At 70.5% G+C, this 18,414-nt stretch carries 14 protein-coding genes and 1 pseudogene; all 15 read left to right on the forward strand.

All coding sequences use genetic code 11. The features are described from left to right. The first annotated feature begins 23 nt into the window (after positions 1-23). The 15 genes and pseudogenes from ATK30_RS39055 (at position 24) to ATK30_RS47000 (ending at position 18,335) form a co-directional block, all read left to right on the forward strand. Positions 24-1,589 (forward strand): class I adenylate-forming enzyme family protein, encoded by a 1,566-nt coding sequence (locus tag ATK30_RS39055; protein ID WP_244194859.1) that lies wholly within the window; start codon positions 24-26, stop codon positions 1,587-1,589. Then, on the forward strand, positions 1,586-2,542 hold the full coding sequence (locus ATK30_RS39060; protein ID WP_101439731.1) for a cyclase family protein: 957 nt from the start codon (positions 1,586-1,588) through the stop codon (positions 2,540-2,542). The genes ATK30_RS39055 and ATK30_RS39060 overlap by 4 nt, the downstream gene beginning before the upstream one ends. 21 nt (positions 2,543-2,563) lie before the next feature. Next, a complete protein-coding gene (locus ATK30_RS39065) occupies positions 2,564-3,736 on the forward strand; it encodes a thiolase family protein (RefSeq protein WP_143271476.1) in 1,173 nt (390 codons plus the stop codon). A gap of 5 nt (positions 3,737-3,741) precedes the next feature. Next, the gene (locus ATK30_RS39070; protein ID WP_158242564.1) at positions 3,742-4,143 is read left to right on the forward strand and encodes a Zn-ribbon domain-containing OB-fold protein; all 402 of its coding nucleotides are present in this window, start codon (positions 3,742-3,744) and stop codon (positions 4,141-4,143) included. Further along, the gene (locus ATK30_RS39075) at positions 4,140-5,048 is read left to right on the forward strand and encodes a TIGR03620 family F420-dependent LLM class oxidoreductase (protein WP_101439734.1); all 909 of its coding nucleotides are present in this window, start codon (positions 4,140-4,142) and stop codon (positions 5,046-5,048) included. Before ATK30_RS39070 ends, ATK30_RS39075 begins: the two co-directional genes overlap by 4 nt. Next, a complete protein-coding gene (locus ATK30_RS39080) occupies positions 5,045-8,497 on the forward strand; it encodes an indolepyruvate ferredoxin oxidoreductase family protein (protein ID WP_244194860.1) in 3,453 nt (1,150 codons plus the stop codon). Before ATK30_RS39075 ends, ATK30_RS39080 begins: the two co-directional genes overlap by 4 nt. Next, entirely contained in the window at positions 8,491-9,855 is a 1,365-nt protein-coding gene (locus tag ATK30_RS39085) for an FAD-binding oxidoreductase (protein WP_101439736.1), read from the forward strand. The genes ATK30_RS39080 and ATK30_RS39085 overlap by 7 nt, the downstream gene beginning before the upstream one ends. Continuing rightward, positions 9,837-10,823: an alcohol dehydrogenase catalytic domain-containing protein gene (locus ATK30_RS39090; protein WP_101439737.1), complete on the forward strand. Its 987-nt coding sequence runs from the start codon at positions 9,837-9,839 to the stop codon at positions 10,821-10,823. The genes ATK30_RS39085 and ATK30_RS39090 overlap by 19 nt, the downstream gene beginning before the upstream one ends. Further along, positions 10,820-12,049, forward strand: coding sequence for a CoA transferase (locus ATK30_RS39095; RefSeq protein ID WP_101439738.1), 1,230 nt, complete (start codon positions 10,820-10,822; stop codon positions 12,047-12,049). The genes ATK30_RS39090 and ATK30_RS39095 overlap by 4 nt, the downstream gene beginning before the upstream one ends. Positions 12,050-12,051: 2 nt before the next feature. Next, positions 12,052-13,512, forward strand: a complete 1,461-nt coding sequence (locus tag ATK30_RS39100) for an aldehyde dehydrogenase (protein WP_208637738.1) — start codon at positions 12,052-12,054, stop codon at positions 13,510-13,512. Positions 13,513-13,574: 62 nt separating this feature from the next. Next, complete coding sequence (locus ATK30_RS39105; protein WP_101439740.1) at positions 13,575-15,179, forward strand: PQQ-binding-like beta-propeller repeat protein; 1,605 nt, start codon at positions 13,575-13,577, stop codon at positions 15,177-15,179. Continuing rightward, a complete protein-coding gene (locus ATK30_RS39110) occupies positions 15,176-16,048 on the forward strand; it encodes a TIGR03621 family F420-dependent LLM class oxidoreductase (protein ID WP_101439741.1) in 873 nt (290 codons plus the stop codon). The genes ATK30_RS39105 and ATK30_RS39110 overlap by 4 nt, the downstream gene beginning before the upstream one ends. A gap of 5 nt (positions 16,049-16,053) precedes the next feature. After that, entirely contained in the window at positions 16,054-17,247 is a 1,194-nt protein-coding gene (locus ATK30_RS39115) for an acyl-CoA dehydrogenase family protein (RefSeq protein WP_101439742.1), read from the forward strand. 565 nt (positions 17,248-17,812) lie between these two features. Further along, positions 17,813-18,004: pseudogene (locus ATK30_RS46995) on the forward strand (acyl-CoA dehydrogenase family protein); the annotation flags it as partial. A gap of 118 nt (positions 18,005-18,122) precedes the next feature. Continuing rightward, the gene (locus ATK30_RS47000; protein WP_279630038.1) at positions 18,123-18,335 is read left to right on the forward strand and encodes an acyl-CoA dehydrogenase family protein; all 213 of its coding nucleotides are present in this window, start codon (positions 18,123-18,125) and stop codon (positions 18,333-18,335) included. Positions 18,336-18,414: the final 79 nt, after the last annotated feature.

The following is an 18,414-nucleotide window of genomic DNA, read 5'->3' on the forward strand; positions in this document are numbered from 1 at the left end:
GCCACAACGAAAGGCGGAACGACGTGGTTGCCCCGGATACTTTCCCGGACGCGCTGGCGGCGCTGGCGAAGCTGTTTCCCGGCGAGGAGGCGGTGGTCGCGCCCGAGGGACGGCTGACCTTCGCCGAGTTCGCCCGGCGCTGCGACGACCTGGCGGGCGCGTTCCGCGCGGCGGGGCTGCGGCCGGGGGAGCGGGTGGGGATCCTGCTGCCGAACGGGCTGCGCTGGCTGGTCACGATGCTCGGCGCCCAGCGGGCCGGGCTGGTCGCGGTGCCGGTCAACACCTGGTACCGGTCTGCGGAGCTGGCGCATCTGGTCGGCACCGCTGACTTGCGCCTGGTGGTTACCGAGAAGCAGGTGTTCGGCAAGGACATGCTCGCCGAACTCACCGCCGCCGGGCACGGCGAGGTCTTCGAGAGCGGAGCCCGCGCCGACGGATATCTGGGAGCGTTGTCCTGGCCGTCCGCCGAGCCGTTCCCGCCCGGGCTCGACCCCGCCCCGGCGCCGGAGCGCAGTGCGGGGCCGGACGACCTCGCGATGATCCTCTACACCAGCGGCAGCACGGCGTTGCCGAAGGCGGTGCCGCTGGAGCACGGCAAGCTGCTGCGCAACGGCTACGAGATGGGCGAGCGGATGCACGTCGGGCCGGGCGACCGGCTGTGGTTCGCGATGCCGTTGTTCTTCGGTTACGGGGCCTGTAACGCGCTTCCGGTCGCGCTGAGCCACGGCTTGACCTTGTGCATCGAGGAGAAGGTCGACGGCGACGCGTCGCTGGCCTTCATCGAGCGCGAACGGTGCACTGTCTCTTATGGACTCGCGACGGCGGTCCGTGCGCTGCTGGCCGCGCCGAGCTTCGGCAGCAGGGACATCTCGTCGCTGCGGACCGGGCCGGTCGGGTTCAACGCCGAGGACAAACGGCTGGCCATCGAAGGGCTCGGCATCACCGAGGCGTGCAGCGCCTACGGGCTGACCGAGTCGTACGGCTTCGTGACCATGACCGACGCGAGCGACCTGCCGGAAGTCAAGCTGCACACCCAAGGCAGGCGGCTGCCGACCCAGGAGATCCGCATCGTGGACAGGTCCGGTGCGGAGTGCCCGCCCGGCGCCACCGGCGAGATCGAGATCCGGGGCTGCGTGATCGACGGCTACCTCAGCGGGTCCGATGTCAGCGGCGGCACGCATTCCCCCGACGGCTGGTTCCGCACCGGCGACCTCGGTTCGGTCGACGCGGACGGGCGGCTGTCGTTCGGCGGCCGGTGGAAGGAAATGCTCAAGATCAAGGGGATCAACGTCGCGCCGGTGGAGATCGAGGGCATCCTCGGCGAGCACGCCGAGGTCGACCAGGCGTACGTCTTCGGACTGTCCACTCCGGACGGCGACCAGGAGATGGCCTGCGTCGTCGTCGCGGACGAGCGCAGCGGTGCCGACGGAACCGAACTGGCGGACCGGCTGCGGGAATACGTCCGGTCCCGGGCCGCGAGCTACAAGGTGCCCGCCCGGGTCGTGGTGCTGGATTCGGCCGCGGTGCCGCAGACCCACACCGGGAAGGTCAGCAAGCTCAAACTGCGCGAGATGCTGGAGGCGGGATGACCGGGCGGCGCACCCCGGCGTTCGCGGACCTGCCGACGCTGCCGGACCGGGACGAGCACCACGCGTGGGACGTGTGGGGGCGCGCGGACGAAATCGGCACGCTCAACCTGATCGGACCGCAGCAGCGGCTCGCCGCGGCGAAGACGGTGCGCAGCGGGCAGATGATCCCGCTGACGCTGCCGCTGAATGAGCCTGATCCTGGCCTGTTCGACGAGCGCGATGTCTTCCAGCACGTCGTGGAGGACACCGCGGCCGGGCACGACGACCGGCTGGACGGGTTCTATCTGCAGGGTTCCTCGCAGTGGGACGGGCTGCGGCACATCAAAGCCGGACGACACGGCTACTGGGGCGGCCGCAGCGAAGCCGACTTGGCGGACAGCGAAGTTCTCGGCGTCGACCGGTGGGCCGAGCACGGCTTCGGCGGGCGGGGCGTGCTGGTCGACGTCGCCGGGCACCTGGCGGCGCAAGGCACGCCGCTCGCGCCGGACGAGCCAGTGGAGATCACCGCCGCGCTGCTCGACGAAGTCGCCGACGCGCAGGGAACCGTCTTCGCGTCCGGGGACATTCTCGTGGTCCGCACCGGATGGACGGAATGGTACCGGCAGCTGCCAGCGCGGGACCGGGCCGCGCTGCGCGGAACGATCGGCACCGGTTTCGCTTGCCCCGGGCTGGAGTCGGCGAAGGACATGGCCGGCTATCTCTGGGACCGGGAATTCGCCGCGGTCGCGATGGACAACGTCGGCGTCGAGGTCTTCCCGGTGAACCGCGCCAAGGGCTTCCTGCACCGCCGGCTGATCGCGTTGCAGGGCATGCCGCTGGGCGAGCTGTGGCTGCTGGACCGGCTCGCGCGGGCGTGCGCGGAGCGGGGGAGCTACGAGTTCCTCCTCGTCTCCGGGGTGCTGCCGCTGCCGCGCGGGGTCGGCAGCCCCGCCAACGCGCACGCGATTCTCTGACGCTTCGAGAAAGGAACGATCATGCCGCTAGGACCGGTACGCCAGGTGGCGATAGTCGGGATCGGCATCACCGAGCTGTCCCGGAAATCCGCGCGCAGCGGTCTCGACCTGGCCGCCGAGGCGCTTCAGCTGGGGCTGGACGACGCCGGACTCGGTGCCGGGGACGTGGACGGGCTGTTCACCAACGTCGGCTATCCGCTGTCGATCGACTACGACCGGGTGGCGGAGGCGTTCGGCCTGCGGATCCGCGCCGCCGTGCAGACCTGGAGCCACGGCCGTTTCGTCGGTCCCGCGCTGCAAGCCGCCGCACAGGCCGTGGCGCTCGGCACCACGGAGGTGGCCGCTTGCCTGGCCGGGGTGTCTTTCTCCGGGCTGGGCATGGTTGGCGGCGCGGGCGACGCGGAAGGCCTGCGCCAAGGCGGCGGCTCGCACGGGGAACTGCCGCATTACGGGATGACCGCTCCCGGTGCGGGCGCGGCGATGGCGTTCCGCCGGTACTGCGAGCGGTACGGCGTCGACCCCGCGCTGATCTCCGCGGTGCCGATGGCCATGCGCCGCCACGCCCGGCTCAACCCCAACGCGCAGATGACCAAACCGCTGGAGCAAGCGGATTACGACGCGCAGCCCTACATCGTGGAGCCCTTGCGCCGTCCGGACTTCGCGCTGCTCAGCGATGGCGGCACCTGCCTGCTGGTGACCACAGTGGAGCGAGCGCGCGATCTGCGGCAGCCCGCGGTGATCGTCTCCGGAATGCAGGGCCTGCGCGCCGGCCGGGACGAGTTCATCTTCGCGCCGCCCGGGCTGGGCGTGTTCACGCAGGGCGACGAGCGCCGAGTCGAGGACCATCCGGTCTACGCGATGGCGGGCCTCTCCGGGCCGGGCGATGTGGATTCACTGCAGCTCTACGACGCTTTCTCGCCCAACGTGGTGTTCGTGCTGGAGCGGTTCGGCTTCGCCGGCGAGGGCCAAGCGCTCGAATGGCTGCAGGACGGCCGCATCGAACTCGGCGGCGAGCTGCCGGTCAACACCGCGGGCGGCCTGCTGTCCGAAGCGCACCTCTGCGGCTGGGGGCATATGGCCGAGGCGGTCCGTCAGATCCGCGGCCAGGCCGGGGACCGCCAGGTGGCCGGATGCGAGGTCGTCCAGTGGGCGACGCCGTTCGGCGATTCGACTGTTTTCACGAAGGACCGGTGACCACGATGACCACTGCGCGACCTCTCCCGCTTCGCTACCCCGAGGACGCCGAACACCTCGACGGCGCGGCTCGCGGCGAACTGCGCGTCCCGGTGTGCGGCTCGTGCGGCGAGGCGTTCTGGCCGCCGTCCCCGGTGTGCCCGCGCGATTTCCGCCGCGACGTCGGGTGGGCGACCGACGCCGGGACCGGCCGGGTGCACAGCTGGGTCCGGTTCCACAAGCGCTACTTCGAGGGTGACGGCGTGCCGTACGTCGTGGTGCAGGTCCGGCTCGACAGCGGCCCGAACCTGACCACGACGTGGACCGGCCCGGACGACCCTGTGCTCGGCGAACCGGTGACGGTCTCGTTCCGCGAGGTCGGCGACGGGGTGTGGCTGCCGGAATTCGGGCCGGGGGAGCAGGCGTGAAGCCGTCTCGTGGACTGGCGGCCCGGATCGGACCGGCCGGCGTGTGGCTGTCCGTTCTGGCGGAGGTTCCCGCCGCCGAGGCCGCGAAGGCCGCCCGGGTGGTCGAAGACCTCGGCTACGGTGCGCTGTGGATTGGCGAATCCCCGGCGCACAAGGAAATCTTCACCAACGCCGCGTTGCTGCTGTCGGCGACCACGCGGCTGACCGTAGCCACCGGAGTCGCCGCCATCTGGGCTCGCGACGCGGTCGCCGCCGAAGGCGCGGCCCAGACGCTCGGCGAGGCTTTCCCCAGACGGTTCGTGCTCGGCCTCGGCGCCAGCCACGCGGAGGCCGGCCGCGGGAATGGCCATGACCGGCCGCTGACGGCGTTGCGCGAATACCTCGACGTGCTGGACAGCGATCGCTACCGGGGGCCGCGGCCGGACCGTGCGGTGCCTCGGGTGCTGGCGGCGTTGCGGCCCCGGATGCAGGAACTGGCCCGCGACCGGGCCGCCGGGATGCACTCGTTCTTCGTGCCGCCCGCGCATACCGCGGCCGCCCGGGAACGTCTCGGTCCGGAGCCGTTGCTCGTTCCGGAACAGGCAGTGGTCGTCGATGCGGACGCGGCACGGGCGCGCGAGGTGGCGCGGGAGCACGTCGCGACCCGGCTTGTGCTGCGGAATTACGTGAACCACTTGCGTGCCTTGGGTTTCGGGGACGAAGACTTCGCCGACGGCGGGAGCGACCGGCTGGTGGACGAGTTGGTCGTGTGCGGCGCTGCGGACCAGGTGGCGGCGCGGGTTCGCGAGCATCTCGCCGCGGGGGCTGATCACGTGGCGATCCATCCGTTGACCCGCGCGCCAGGCGTCGAGCCAGTGCTGGACCAGCTTCGGGCACTGGCGGCAGAGGGAGGAATCCGATCGTGACTGATCGATATCGCGCGGCCGAAGGGCAGTTCCAGCTGACCGGCGTCCAGGCGCTGGCTCGGCTGCCCTTCGAGGTCCGCCGCGCCGACCAGCGGGCAGGGCTGCGGACGGCGGCGTTCGTGTCCGGCTACGAGGGCTCGCCGCTCGGCGGATACGACCTCGAACTGGGCAAACAGGCGAAGCTGCTGGCCGAGCACGACATCGTGTTCAAGCCGGGCGTCAACGAGGAACTGGCCGCCACCGCGGTGCAGGGCGCGCAGCTGGCGGCCAAGTCGGAGAACCGGCGCGTCGACGGCGTCACCGGCTATTGGTACGGAAAGTCGCCTGGCCTGGACCGCGCCTCGGATGCCCTGCGGCACAACAACCTCATGGGCACTCATCGCCTCGGCGGCGCGCTGGCGCTGGTCGGCGACGACCCGGGCGCGAAGTCCTCGACGGTGCCCGGCAGTTCCGAACTGCTGCTGGCCGACCTGGGCCTGCCGACGCTGTACCCGGCGGATCCGCAGGAGGTGCTCGACCTCGGGCAGCACGCGGTCGCGCTGTCGCGGGCCTGCGGGCTCTGGGTCGGGTTCAAGATCGCCACCAACGTCGCAGACGGAACCGGCGCCGTGCGCGTCGACCCCGGCCGGTTCCGGTCCGTGGCACCGGGTCCGGTGGTCGACGGGCGGCCGTTCGTCCACGAGATGACCGCCCGGATGCTGCAACCGGACCTCGGCAGGCTGGAGCGCAGCCGGGACGGCGCGCGGCTCGAACTCGCCCGTCGCTACGCCGCGGTCAACGGGCTGAACACGATCGTCGGCGCTCGCGACGCCCGGGTCGGGATCGTCGCCGCGGGCAAGACCTATCACGATCTCCGTCAGGCGCTGGAGATCCTGGGCCTGGACGAGTCCGAATTGGAGCGGCGCGGAGTCCGGCTGCTGCGGCTCGCGATGGTGCACCCGCTCGACCCCGAAATCGTCACCCGGTTCGCGGCGGGACTGCGCGAAATCGTGGTCGTGGAAGAGAAACGTTCCTTCATCGAGACCGCGATCAAAGACCTGCTCTACGGCCGCGCCGACGCTCCGGCGGTCACCGGCAAACGCGGCCCCGACGGCACGGCGCTGGTCCCGGCCGACGGGGAACTGGATCCGGACCGCATCGCCGCGGCGCTCGCGCTCCGGTTGCGTGCGCACGGCGGATTCCCGTCCGTGGAATCCTGGCGGGCCCCGCGACGCACGATCGCGCTTCCGCTCGCCGCGCGCACGCCGTACTTCTGCTCGGGCTGCCCGCACAACTCGTCCACGAAGACGCCGGAGGGTTCGCTGGTCGGTGCCGGGATCGGGTGCCACAGCCTGGTCCTGATGACCGGGCGCGAGGACTACGGCGACATCACCGGACTGACCCAGATGGGCGGCGAGGGCACGCAATGGATCGGCATGTCGCCGTTCGTGCGCGACGACCACCTGGTGCAGAACCTCGGCGACGGCACCTTCCACCATTCCGGCAGCCTCGCGGTGCGCGCGGCCGTCGCGTCCGGGGTCAACATCACCTACAAACTGCTGTACAACTCGGCCGTCGCGATGACCGGCGGGCAGCAGCCGACCGGGGGCATGACCGTTCCCCAGGTGATCGCGGCGATGCGGGCCGAGGGCGTGCACCGGATCATCGTCACCACCGAGGAACCGGCGCGGTACCGGCGGGTGCGGCTGGGCCGCGGCGTGCGGGTCTGGCACCGGAACCGGCTGGCTGAAGCGCAGGAGACGCTCGCTCGCGTCCCGGGCGTGACGATGCTGATCCACGACCAGGAATGCGCGACCGAACTGCGCCGCAAACGCAAGCGCGGGCTCGCCCCGGAACCGCCGCAGCACGCGGTGATCAACGAACGCGTCTGCGAGGGCTGCGGCGACTGCGGGGAGAAGTCGAACTGCCTTTCGGTGCAGCCGGTCGACACCGAGTTCGGCCGCAAGACGCGGATCGACCAGTCGTCGTGCAACAAGGATTTCTCGTGCCTGGACGGGGATTGCCCGTCGTTCCTCACCGTCCTTCCCGGCAAGAGCGCGGGGAAACGGCCACTTGCCGAACCGTTGGCGGCACCGCTTCCGGAGCCGAAGCGCACGGTCTCGGCTGAGCGCTTCACGGTGCGGGTGACCGGGGTCGGCGGCTCAGGCGTGGTCACGCTGTCGCAGATCCTCGCGACCGCGGCGAGCATCGCCGGGCTGCCGGTGCGGTCGCTGGACCAGACCGGGCTCGCGCAGAAGGGCGGTGCGGTCGTCTCCGACGTCAAGATCGGCGCGGCGCACGCGAACAAAGCGAGCGACGGCGAGTGCGACCTCTACCTCGGCGCCGACGTGCTCGTCGCCGCCGACCCGCGCTACCTCGCCGTCGCCGATCCGGGCCGGACCACCGCGGTGGTCTCGACGTCGAAGGTCCCGACCGGGGCGATGGTCGCCGACACCAGCGTCACGTTCCCGGAGGAAACGGCGTTGCTCGACCGGCTCCGCGAAGCGACCGGAACCGTGACCGCGCTGGACGCCCGGGAAATGGCCGAGGTGTTGTTCGGCCAGGACCAGTACGCCAACCTCCTGCTGACCGGGGTGGCCTACCAGCGCGGTGCGCTGCCGATTCCGGCCGAGGCGATCGAAGAAGCCGTCTCCCGCAACGGGGTTCGGGTCGAGACCAACGTGCAGGCGTTCCGCCGCGGTCGGCAGTGGGTCGCGGACCCGGGGGCGCTGGCGGCCGTGCTCGCGAGCTTGCGCGGAGAACCCGAACCGGAGCCCGCACTGACCCCGGAAGCCCGCGAACTCCTGTCCACTGTCGGCGAGAGCGCAGAACTGGCGCGGTTGCTGCGGGTCCGGGTGCCGGATCTGATTGCGTACCAGAACGTCGCTTACGCGCGGCGTTATGTGGAGCAGGTCGAACGGGTGCGCCGTGCCGAGTCCAGCGCGGTCCCGGGTTCGACGGCGCTGACCGAGGCGGTAGCGCGAAATCTGTACAAGCTCATGGCCTACAAGGACGAGTACGAGGTCGCGCGCCTTTCGCTGGATCCGGTGCAAGAACGCCAGGTCCGCGCGCGGTTCGGCGCTGACGCCCGCATCGCGTACCGGTTGCATCCGCCGGTGCTGAAGGCGCTCGGGATGCGCCGCAAGATCGAACTGGGACCGTGGTTCAAGCCGGTTTTCCGGGTTCTGGTGGCGGGACGGCGGTTGCGGGGCACCCCGCTGGACCCGTTCGGCCGCGCCGCGGTCCGGCGGCTGGAGCGCGACCTGATCGCCGAATACGAACGGGTCGTCGGGGAGCTGGCCGAGCGGCTGGACCCGGAAAACCATTCTCTGGCAGTGGAAACGGCTCTCTTGCCGGATCTGGTGCGCGGTTACGAGGACGTCAAGCTCGGCACGGTCGCGACATACCGGAGCACGCTCGCGCAGCGGATGGACGAGTTCCGTGCGGCGAAAGCCGGTGCACCGTGCTGAACGAACTCCGCCGGGCGTTGCCCGCTGGCCGGGTCCTCACTGATCCGGACGTACTCGCCGCTTACGCCCACGACGAGGCGGTCTGGGCTCCGCACGAGCTGCCGTTGGCTGTCGTGCGGGCGCACACCGCCGAGGAGATCCAGCAGACCGTGCAGGTGTGCCTGCGCCACCGCGTGCCGATCGTGCCGCGCGGGGCTGGCACGGGTCTGTCCGGCGGCGCGAACGCGGTCGCCGGCGGGATCGTGTTGTCCACCGAGCGGATGACCGCGATCCGCGAGATCAACGCCGCCGAGCGGCTCGCGGTGGTCGAACCCGGGGTCGTGAACGAAAGCCTGCGGTCGGCGTGCGCGGAACACGGCCTCTGGTACCCGCCGGACCCGGCGAGTGCGCCGTGGTCGACCATCGGCGGCAACGTCGCGACCAACGCCGGCGGGCTGTGCTGCGTCAAATACGGCGTCACCCGCGATTACGTGCTCGGGTTGGAAGTCGTCGCCGGGACAGGGGAATTGGTCCGGCTCGGCCGCCGGACCGCGAAAGGCGTGGCCGGATACGACCTCGCCGGGCTGATGGTCGGCTCGGAAGGCACGCTCGGCATCGTCACCGAGGTCACCGTGCGGCTGCGCGGCGCACGGGCCGCCGAACGCACGGTCGCCGGGTATTTCCCCAGCTTGTCGGCGGCGGGAGACGCGGTCGCGGCCGTCAGCGAGTCGGGTGTGGTGCCGTCGGCGCTGGAGCTGATCGACCGGCACACCCTCGCCGCGGTGGACGCCTGGAAGAACATGGGCCTGTCCGCCGAAGCCGAAGCGGTGCTGCTCGGCCGTACCGACGCGCCCGGCGAGGACGAGGCGAAGATGCTGACCGACTGCTTCACCGCGACCGGAGCCACCTGGGCGGCCGCATCGTCCGATGTGGACGAAGCCGAGGCGCTGTTCGCCGCGCGGCGGCTGGCATACCCGGCGCTCGAACGGCTGGGTCCGGTGCTCACCGAGGACGTCTGCGTACCCCGCGGCGCGGTGCCGGAAATGCTGCGTCGGATCGAAGCCATCGGCGTCCGGCACGCCGTGCGGATCGCGAACGTCGCGCACGCCGGGGACGGCAACCTGCACCCGGTGCTCGTCGTCCCGCCCGAGGAAAGGGCACGAGCGGAGGCCGCGTTCGAGGAGATCCTCGACGAGGCGATCGCGCTGGGCGGCACGGTCACCGGCGAACACGGCGTCGGCCTGCTCAAACGCGGCGGGCTCGCCCGGGAACTCAGCCCGGCGGTGCTGGCGATGCACGCGGCGGTCAAGAACGCGCTCGATCCGCACGGAATCCTCAACCCGGGCAAGGTGATCGCGTCGTGCGCGCCGTCGTCCTGAGCGCTCCGGGAGAGCTGGCGGTCGCCGAGGTGGACTGCCCGCAACCCGGCAGCGGCGAGGTCCTGGTGAAGGTCGCCGCCTGCGGAGTGTGCGGGCACGACCAGGCCGACCGGGCCGGTTTGCTGGACCTTCCGCTGCCTGCGGTGCTCGGCCACGAGATCGCCGGAACCGTCGTCGCTGGCGGGACCCGGTTCGCGGCCGGTGCTCGGGTCGCGGCGAAGCAGTTCGGCACCTGCGGCCGCTGCGAACCGTGCGTGACCGGCGATGAACTGCGCTGTCCGCAGCGTGCGTTCCTCTACGGCGGGTTCGCCGAGTACGCCGTGCTGCCGGAATCCGCCCTGCTCCCGGTGCCGCCCGGGGTGTCGCTGGCGGAGGCCGCAGTGGTCGCCTGCGCGGTCGGCACCGGACTGCAAGCTCTCCGGCGGGTGGCGCGGGTCAAGCCCGGCGAGACGGTCCTCGTCACCGGAGCCGGTGGCGGGTTGGGGTTGCACGCCGTCCAGGTCGCCGCCGCGCTCGGGGCGCGAGTGCTCGCGCTCACCGGGAACCCGGACAAGGCCGCGCAACTGGGGAATGCCGCTCAGGTGGTGCTCGCCGGGGACGCCGCCGGGCAGGACATCCTCGACCTGACCGGCGGCCGGGGCGTCGACGTCGTGCTTGACAACACGGGGTTGCAATCCGTGTTCCGCCGAGCTTTCCGCGCGCTCGCCCATGCGGGCCGGTACGTGCTGACCGGACAGGTCAGCGGGGAGCCGATCCGGGTCCATCCGGCTTTCGTGTTCGAGAAGGAAGCCGTGATCACCGGTTCGGGGTCGACGCTCATGCGCACCTTCGCCGAGGCGATGGCGTTGGTCGCCGAGGGCCGGGTGCGACCGGTGGTGAGCCGCTACCCGTTCGAAGACGCGGCGCGCGCTTTCACCGACCGGGTCGCCGGCCGCGCCGTGCTCGTCCCTTCGGGAGGACTGTCATGATCAGACCGTTGACCGGCACGCATGTTGTCGAGTGCGCGAGTTTCGTCGCCGGGCCGACCGGCGGCCTGACCCTGGCGCAATTGGGCGCCGACGTCGTCCGCATCGACCCGATCGGCGGCGGCAGCGATTACCTCCGCTGGCCGGTCGCGCCGACGGGGGAGAGCTACTACTGGGCCTCGCTGAACAAGGGCAAGCGTTCGGTCGCGATCGACCTGCGCGATCCGGAAGGCCGCGAACTGGTCCTCGCCCTGGCCACCGCTTCCGGCCGCGATCGCGGGATCCTGATCGACAATGCGGTCGGCCGCCCGTGGCTGGCCCGCGAACGGCTGGCCGCCCGCCGTCCCGACATGATCCACGTGCGCGTCCAGGGCTATCCGGACGGACGGCCCGCGGTCGACTACACGGTCAACGCCGAGGTCGGGGTCCCGGGGATCACTGGCAGCGGCGACTGGGCCGCCCCGGTGAACCACGTGCTGCCCGCGTGGGATCTCGTCACCGGGCTGAGTGTCGCGACCGGCGTGCTCGCCGCGCTGCACCACCGCGACCGTGCCGGCGAAGGGTCCTATGTGGAGCTCGCACTGTCCGACGTGGCTCTCGCCGGCGTCGCGAACCTGGGCTGGCTGTCGGAAGCCGCCGACCGGCACGGCGAACGGCCCCGGCACGGCAACCACGTCTACGGCAGTTTCGGCGTCGACTTCGCCTGCCGCGACGACGCCCGCGTGATGGTCGTAGCGCTCACCGACGGCCAGTGGCGCGCGTTGCAGTCGGCGACCGGGACCGCGGAGGTGTTCACCGCACTGGAGAAGGCAATGAACGCGGACCTGCGCGACGAGGCCGAACGGTATCGCCTGCGCGAGACCATCGCGGCAATCCTGCGGCCGTGGTTCGCCGCGCGCGACCTCGACGAGGTGGGCAAGGAACTCGACGCCGCGCGGGTCCTGTGGGGCCGTTACCGCGGGATGGCCGATCTCGTGGCCGAACACCGCGAGCGGGCACACGACGTGCTCGCCGACCTGCGACTGCCCAGCGGCAGCCCGGCCATCACGGCACGGTCGCCGTTGCGCTTCTCGGGCGAGCGCGGTCCCGCCGGGGCGTGCCCGGCGCTCGGCGCGGACACCGATTCGGTACTGGCCGAGGTGCTCGGCCTCACCGCCGCCGAACTCGGCGGCCTGCACGACCGGCGGGTCATCGCCGCGCCGGAAAACCCGTACAAGGAGGTACGTTGACCATCGATTCGAGCATCGCCCTCGACCGCACCCGGTTCTTCATCGACGGCGTCTGGACCGAGCCGAAGGGCACCGAGACGCACCTCGCCCTGGAAGCGGCTACCGAGAAACCGCTGGGCCGCGCCGCGCTGGGCTCCGACGCCGACATCGACGCTGCCGTCCGCGCCGCCCGCCGCGCCCTCGACGAGGGACCGTGGGGCCGGACCACCGCAGCGGAACGCGCGGCGACGATGCGCCGGTTCGCTGAGGCGCTGGCAGCCCGCGCTGCCGACACTGCCACCCTCGTCAGCCGGGAGAACGGCATGCCGATCGGGCTGTCGAACGCCTTCAACGGGGACGCGCCGGCCGGGCTGCTGACCATGTACGCGGATCAGATCGAGGCGGCGCAGCTGGAAGAAGTCCGGCCGAGCGCGTCCGGATCGACGGTCGTGCGCCGCGCCCCGGTGGGCGTGGTCGCGGCGATCACGCCGTGGAACTACCCGCAGGTGCTCGCGATGATGAAGATCGCACCGGCACTCGCCGCGGGCTGCACCGTGGTGCTCAAGCCGTCGCCGGAAACCGCGCTCGACGGGTACGTTTTCGCCGACGCCGCCGCGGAAGCCGGGCTGCCGCCGGGCGTGCTGAACGTCGTGGTCGCCGGTCGCGAAGCTGGTGCCGCGCTGGTGTCCCATCCGCTGGTGGACAAGGTCGCGTTCACCGGATCCACCGCCGCGGGCCGGACGATCGGCGCGGAATGCGGGCGGCTGATCCGCCGGTGCACGCTGGAACTTGGCGGAAAATCGGCGGCCATCGTGCTGGACGACGCGGACCTCGACACCTTCGTCGCCGGTCTCGACAACGCCTGCTTCCAGAACAACGGCCAAACCTGCACGGTCCAGTCGCGCATTCTCGCCCCGCGCTCGCGCTACGCCGAAGTGGTCGACGCGGTCGCGCAGTACGCGCGCGAAATGGTGCTGGGCGATCCGCTCGACCCGGCCGTCACCTGCGGTCCGATGGCCAGCAAAGCACAGCTCGACCGGGTCCTCGGCTACCTCGAACTGGGCCGCGCTTCCGACGCCCGGCTGGTAGCGGGCGGCGGCCGTCCCGCCGCGCTGTCCCGCGGCTGGTTCGTCGAGCCCACCGTGTTCGCCGACGTGGACAACCGCGAGCGGATCGCGCAGGAGGAGATCTTCGGCCCGGTCGTCACCATCACCCCCTATGCGGACGAGGACGACGCGGTCCGACTCGCCAACGACAGCGAATACGGACTCGGCGGCTCGGTCTGGACCGCCGACGAGGACCGCGGCCTCGCCCTCGCTCGCCGGGTGCGGACCGGGACCATCGGCCTCAACTACTACCTCCAGGACCTCGGCGCGCCGTTCGGCGGGATGAAGGGCAGCGGCGTCGGCCGAGAACTCGGGCCCGAGGCGCTCGACAGCTACCTGGAATTCCAGTCCGTCTACGCCAGCGCCGCCCAGCTCTGACCCAGAGCTGCCCCGGGGCCGCCGCACGCGGCCCCGGGGACTGACCGCGGAGGAGAAGACCCTTGTCCACTGTTCGACGCCTGCGCTCTGTCGCGCTCGCCCTCGCGCTTGTCCTGCCCCTGACCGCTGTCCCGGACGCTGCCGCCACCACCCGCTACCGGGTCCAGCGGCTGGTCACCGGCACCACGCTGCACTCGCCGAACGGCATCGCCGTCGCCCCGAACGGAGACCTGCTCACCGCGAGCCTCGCCAGCGAAACCATTTCCGCAGTGGACCCCCGCACCGGACGGAACCGCACTCTCGTCGGTCCGCGCGACGGTCGTTCCGACGATCTCGCGGTAGCCCCCTCCGGCGAACTCCTGTGGACCGACCCGGTCGGCGGTGTCGTGAAAGGCCGTGCACCGGACGGCCGGATCCGCACCGTCGCCCGCGACCTTCCCGGAGTCAACTCCATCGCGTTCGACCGCTCCGGCCAGCATCTGTACGTCGGGCAGCTGACCTTCGCCGACGCGCTGTGGGAGATCGATCCCGCAGGCCAGGCCGCGCCCCGGCTGGTCGCGCGCGATCCGGGCGGGCTCAACGCGTTCGCCTTCGGACCGGACGGCATGATCTACGCGCCGCGTTCGAAATACGGGGAAGTCGCCAGGGTCGATCCGCGAACCGGAGCGATTTCCGTGCTCGCTCAAGGATTCCGTCAACCGGTCTCCGTCCGCTTCGACGCGCAAAACCGCCTCTACGCGCTCGACGGCGCGACCGGCCAGCTGGCCCGGATCGACCCGGCCGGCGCCAAGCACACCGTGGCGATGCTGCCTGCCGCCGATGACAACATGATCATCGACTCCACCGGGCACGCTTACGTCAGCAATATGGCCGACAGTTCCGTCTCCCGAGTGGACCTGAACACCGGAACCGTCAGGGCCATTACGTCGAGTCGGCTCGCCTTTCCGTTCGATATCGCCTCCGACGGGCGGACGCTCTACGTCGCCGACGCGACCGCGCTGCGCACCGTGAACCCGCGTACCGGTGCGGTCGGCGAAATCCAGCGGCGGTTGTCGTCCTCTCTGGAGTTTCCGTCCGGGATCAGCGTCACCGCAGCACATTTCGTGCTCACGTCGGAGCTGATCGGGTCGGTTCAGGTGGTGGACCGCCGGACCGGGAAGGTCGTCCGCGAGGTGCACGGACTCGACAATCCCGCGGACGCCGTCGAGCTGTCCGACGGCAGCCTGGTGATTTCCGAACCCGCAAACGGAAGGCTGCTGCGCGTCGTCGGCGAGGAAATCCGTCCGCTGGCGGAGAACCTCGGCACACCAACGGGCCTCGCCGTCACGAAGCGCGGGACAGTCCTGGTCGCCGATGCTCAGGGCCGTCTCGTCGAGGTCGAACCCGCCTCGGGGAAGGTCGTCGAACGAGCTGCCGGACTCGGCGGACTGCGGGCGGTCGCGGTGCGGCCGGACGGATCGGCTGTCGTCCTCGACGCCACCGGACACCGCGTGCTTTCGGTGAACCGGCAAGGAAAACCCGAGGTCCTCGCGGCCAGCCTCGACGTCGGCTACCTGGACGTCCCGTACGCCCGTTCCGGCGGTCTCGCTCTCGGCTCCAACGGAACGGTCTACGTCGCCGCGGACCGGCACAACGCCGTCGACGCGATCCGGAAGACGCACAGATGACCGCACGGGAGTTCCGGTTCGGCGTCAACCTGCTGACGCCGTCCTCAGGCGCGGAATGGCAGGCGCGGTGCCGCGAAGCCGAAGACCTCGGCTATGACGTCATCGCGGTCGCCGACCACCCCGGCATGCCCGCGCCCTTGCCCGCGCTCGTTTCGGCGGCCGAAGTCACCACCCGGCCGCAGCTCGCGGTGTTCGTGCTCAACTCCGGGTTCTACAACCCGGTGCTGCTGGCCCGCGATCTCGCCGGAACGGACGCGCTTCTCGACGGACGCCTCGAGATCGCGCTCGGAACCGGCTACGTCAAAGCCGAATTCGACCGCGCCGGGATTCCCTGGCGCACCGCGTCCGAACGCGTCGACCACCTCGAGCGCACGGTGCTGGAGGTCGGGCGGCTCCTCGCCGACCCGGACCACCGCCCGAGCCCAGCGCGGCGGCCGCCGCTGTGCGTCGCAGGCAACGGCGACCGGGTCCTGCGGATCGCCGCCGAACACGCCGACATCGTCGCCTTCAGCGGGGCCGCACCCGGGCACCGCCCCGGCATGCTCCGGTTCCTCGGCCCGGACGCGCTCGCCGCGCGCGTGGATCACGTGCGGCAAGCGGCCCCGCACCGCTTCGACGCCCTCGAACTCAACCTGCTCGTCCATGCCGTCGCCCTCGACGGCGAGCGTCAGGCCGCAGTCGAGCGGTTGCCCCGGTTCGAGGCGCACCCGATCGATCTGGCGCAAGTGCCCACCGTCTTTTCCGGACCTCCGGCGGAGATCGCGGAAACCCTTCATCAGCACCGGAAGACGTTCGGCATCAGCTACGTCACGGTGCCCGAACCGGCGATGCGCGACTTCGCGCGCGTCATCGCCGAAGTGAGGAGCTGACCCTGATGGCTCGTTTGGCCCGGACCGCCGGTCTGACCGATGTGCAGCAGGAGATCCTGTCCACGGTGCGTTCGTTCGTGGACAAGGAGATCATTCCGCACGCGCAGGCTCTGGAGCACGCGGACGAGTACCCGGCGGAGATCGTCGAGGGCATGAAGGAGATGGGCCTGTTCGGGCTCACCATCCCGGAGGAGTACGGCGGTCTCGGCGAATCGCTGCTCACCTACGCGCTGGTGGTCGAGGAGATCGCGCGCGGCTGGATGAGCGTTTCCGGCGTGATCAACACGCACTTCATCGTGGCGCACATGATCAAGCAGCACGGGACTGCGGAGCAGAAGCAGCACTTCCTGCCCCGGATGGCGACCGGCGAGGTGCGCGGCTCGTTCTCGATGTCGGAGCCGGATCTCGGCTCCGATGTCGCGGCGATCAAGACCCGCGCTAAGCGCGAGGGCGACGGCTACGTGATCGATGGCGCGAAGATGTGGCTGACCAACGGCGGTTCGTCGAACCTGATCGCGTTGTTGGTGAAGACGGACGAGGGTGCGGAGAAGGCGCATCAGAACCTGACGACGTTCCTGGTGGAGAAGCCGTCCGGGTTCGGCGAGGTGCTTCCGGGCCTGACGATTCCGGGCAAGATCGACAAAATGGGCTACAAGGGCGTCGACACCACCGAAGCGGTGTTCGACGGCTTCAAGATCGGCGCCGACAAGGTCCTGGGCGAGGCTCCGGGCAAGGGCTTCTCGTACATGATGGACGGTGTCGAGGTCGGCCGCGTGAACGTCGCGGCGCGCGCGTGCGGGATCGCGATCCGCGCCTTCGAACTCGCTGTCGCCTACGCGCAGCAGCGCACGACGTTCGGCAAGCCGATCGCGCAGCACCAGGCGATCGCGTTCAAGCTCGCGGAGATGGCGACCAAGGTCGAGGCCGCGCACCTGATGATGGTCAACGCCGCACGGCTCAAGGATTCCGGCGCCCGCAACGACGTCGAGGCCGGGATGGCGAAGCTGATCGCCAGCGAGTACTGCGCCGAGGTGACCCAGGAAGCGTTCCGGATCCACGGCGGTTACGGCTACTCCAAGGAATACGAGATCGAGCGGCTCATGCGCGAAGCGCCGTTCCTGCTGATCGGCGAGGGCACCAGCGAAATCCAGAAAACCATCATCAGCCGCGGCCTCCTGCGCACATTTGGCCGACCTTAGGAAAGACTCGTCGTGGAAAGTCGGCCGGTGAAGTGGGTCCCTTGCTTCGATATCGAAGCAACGACGGCGGGCTCGGGTTCCGGGTTCTTGGTCGGTGCCTCGATTGTGGGAGACAGCCGGTTTTGGAGCACCGACACGATCGCTCTGCTCAAGCCGTCGAATGTGATTTCGTACAGACCTTAAGAACTGCTGTCCAGGCTTCCGCTGCACGTCGCTCTCACGGTTGAGGCGAGAGCGTCGAAGAGGGGTCCAGTCGTTCGCGTGCATCTGCCGGCGGGCGTGAGCCGTCCGCGATGAGGTTTCGGGACGCGCGGGCCGATGTACGTTTTCACAGTGGTGCCGGGCCCTCAACTGCTCTCCAGGGGTGCCCAGTGGTGATCGTCGCGACCATGAGCCGAGTTCCGCTGTGGACGGCGCGCGTGCCCCTGCGTCGTTCAGGACGTGTCGGACGACCAGCACCATCACGAGCGTCGCCGGCGCACTCGAGGCCGACGTCTTCCTCGTTGCCGCCGGGGGGCGCTGTACGAGGTCGCGGCTGCCGGTGACGCCGGTCGTCTCGCTCAACATGTCCTGCCAACTCGCCGACGTCCGCCTCGACGCCGCACCCGGCCGCCTCGTTCTCTCCGACTGCTCCGTCGCGATTCGCCTCGCACTCGAGTGCGGAGCGGGTTTGCTCGCCGCCGAACAGGTCGGTGTGGCCCGCTGGTGCTTGGAGACGACCGTCGAGTACCTCAAAATGCGCCGTCAGTTCGGCCGCGTGGTCGGCGGGTTCCAAGCCCTGAAACACCGGCTGGCCGACCTGTACACGAGCGTCGAATCGCCGCCGCAGCAGCCCAGTACGTCGCGGCGCCCCTCGCAACGGGCGAGACCCGGACGTGCCGGTCGCGGTGGCCGTCGCACAGGCCCACTGCAGCGACGTCACCGTCGTGGCCGCGGAGGAAGCCGTTCAATTGCACGGTGGTATCGGGATGACCTGGGAACACCCGGCACACCTCTACCTCAAACGCGCCAAGTCGGACCAGATCGCGCTCGGGACTTCAGGCTTCCACCGCTCCCGGCTCTCGGCGTTGATCGACCTTCCATCTTGATCAGCGGCGGCCACTTCGACGCGCGAGTCCCGCGCCGAGGACGGCTGCGAATGCTCCTGGACAACTGTTGTCGAGGGCG

The organism is Amycolatopsis echigonensis, assembly GCF_002846615.1.
GTDB lineage: Bacteria > Actinomycetota > Actinomycetes > Mycobacteriales > Pseudonocardiaceae > Amycolatopsis > Amycolatopsis echigonensis.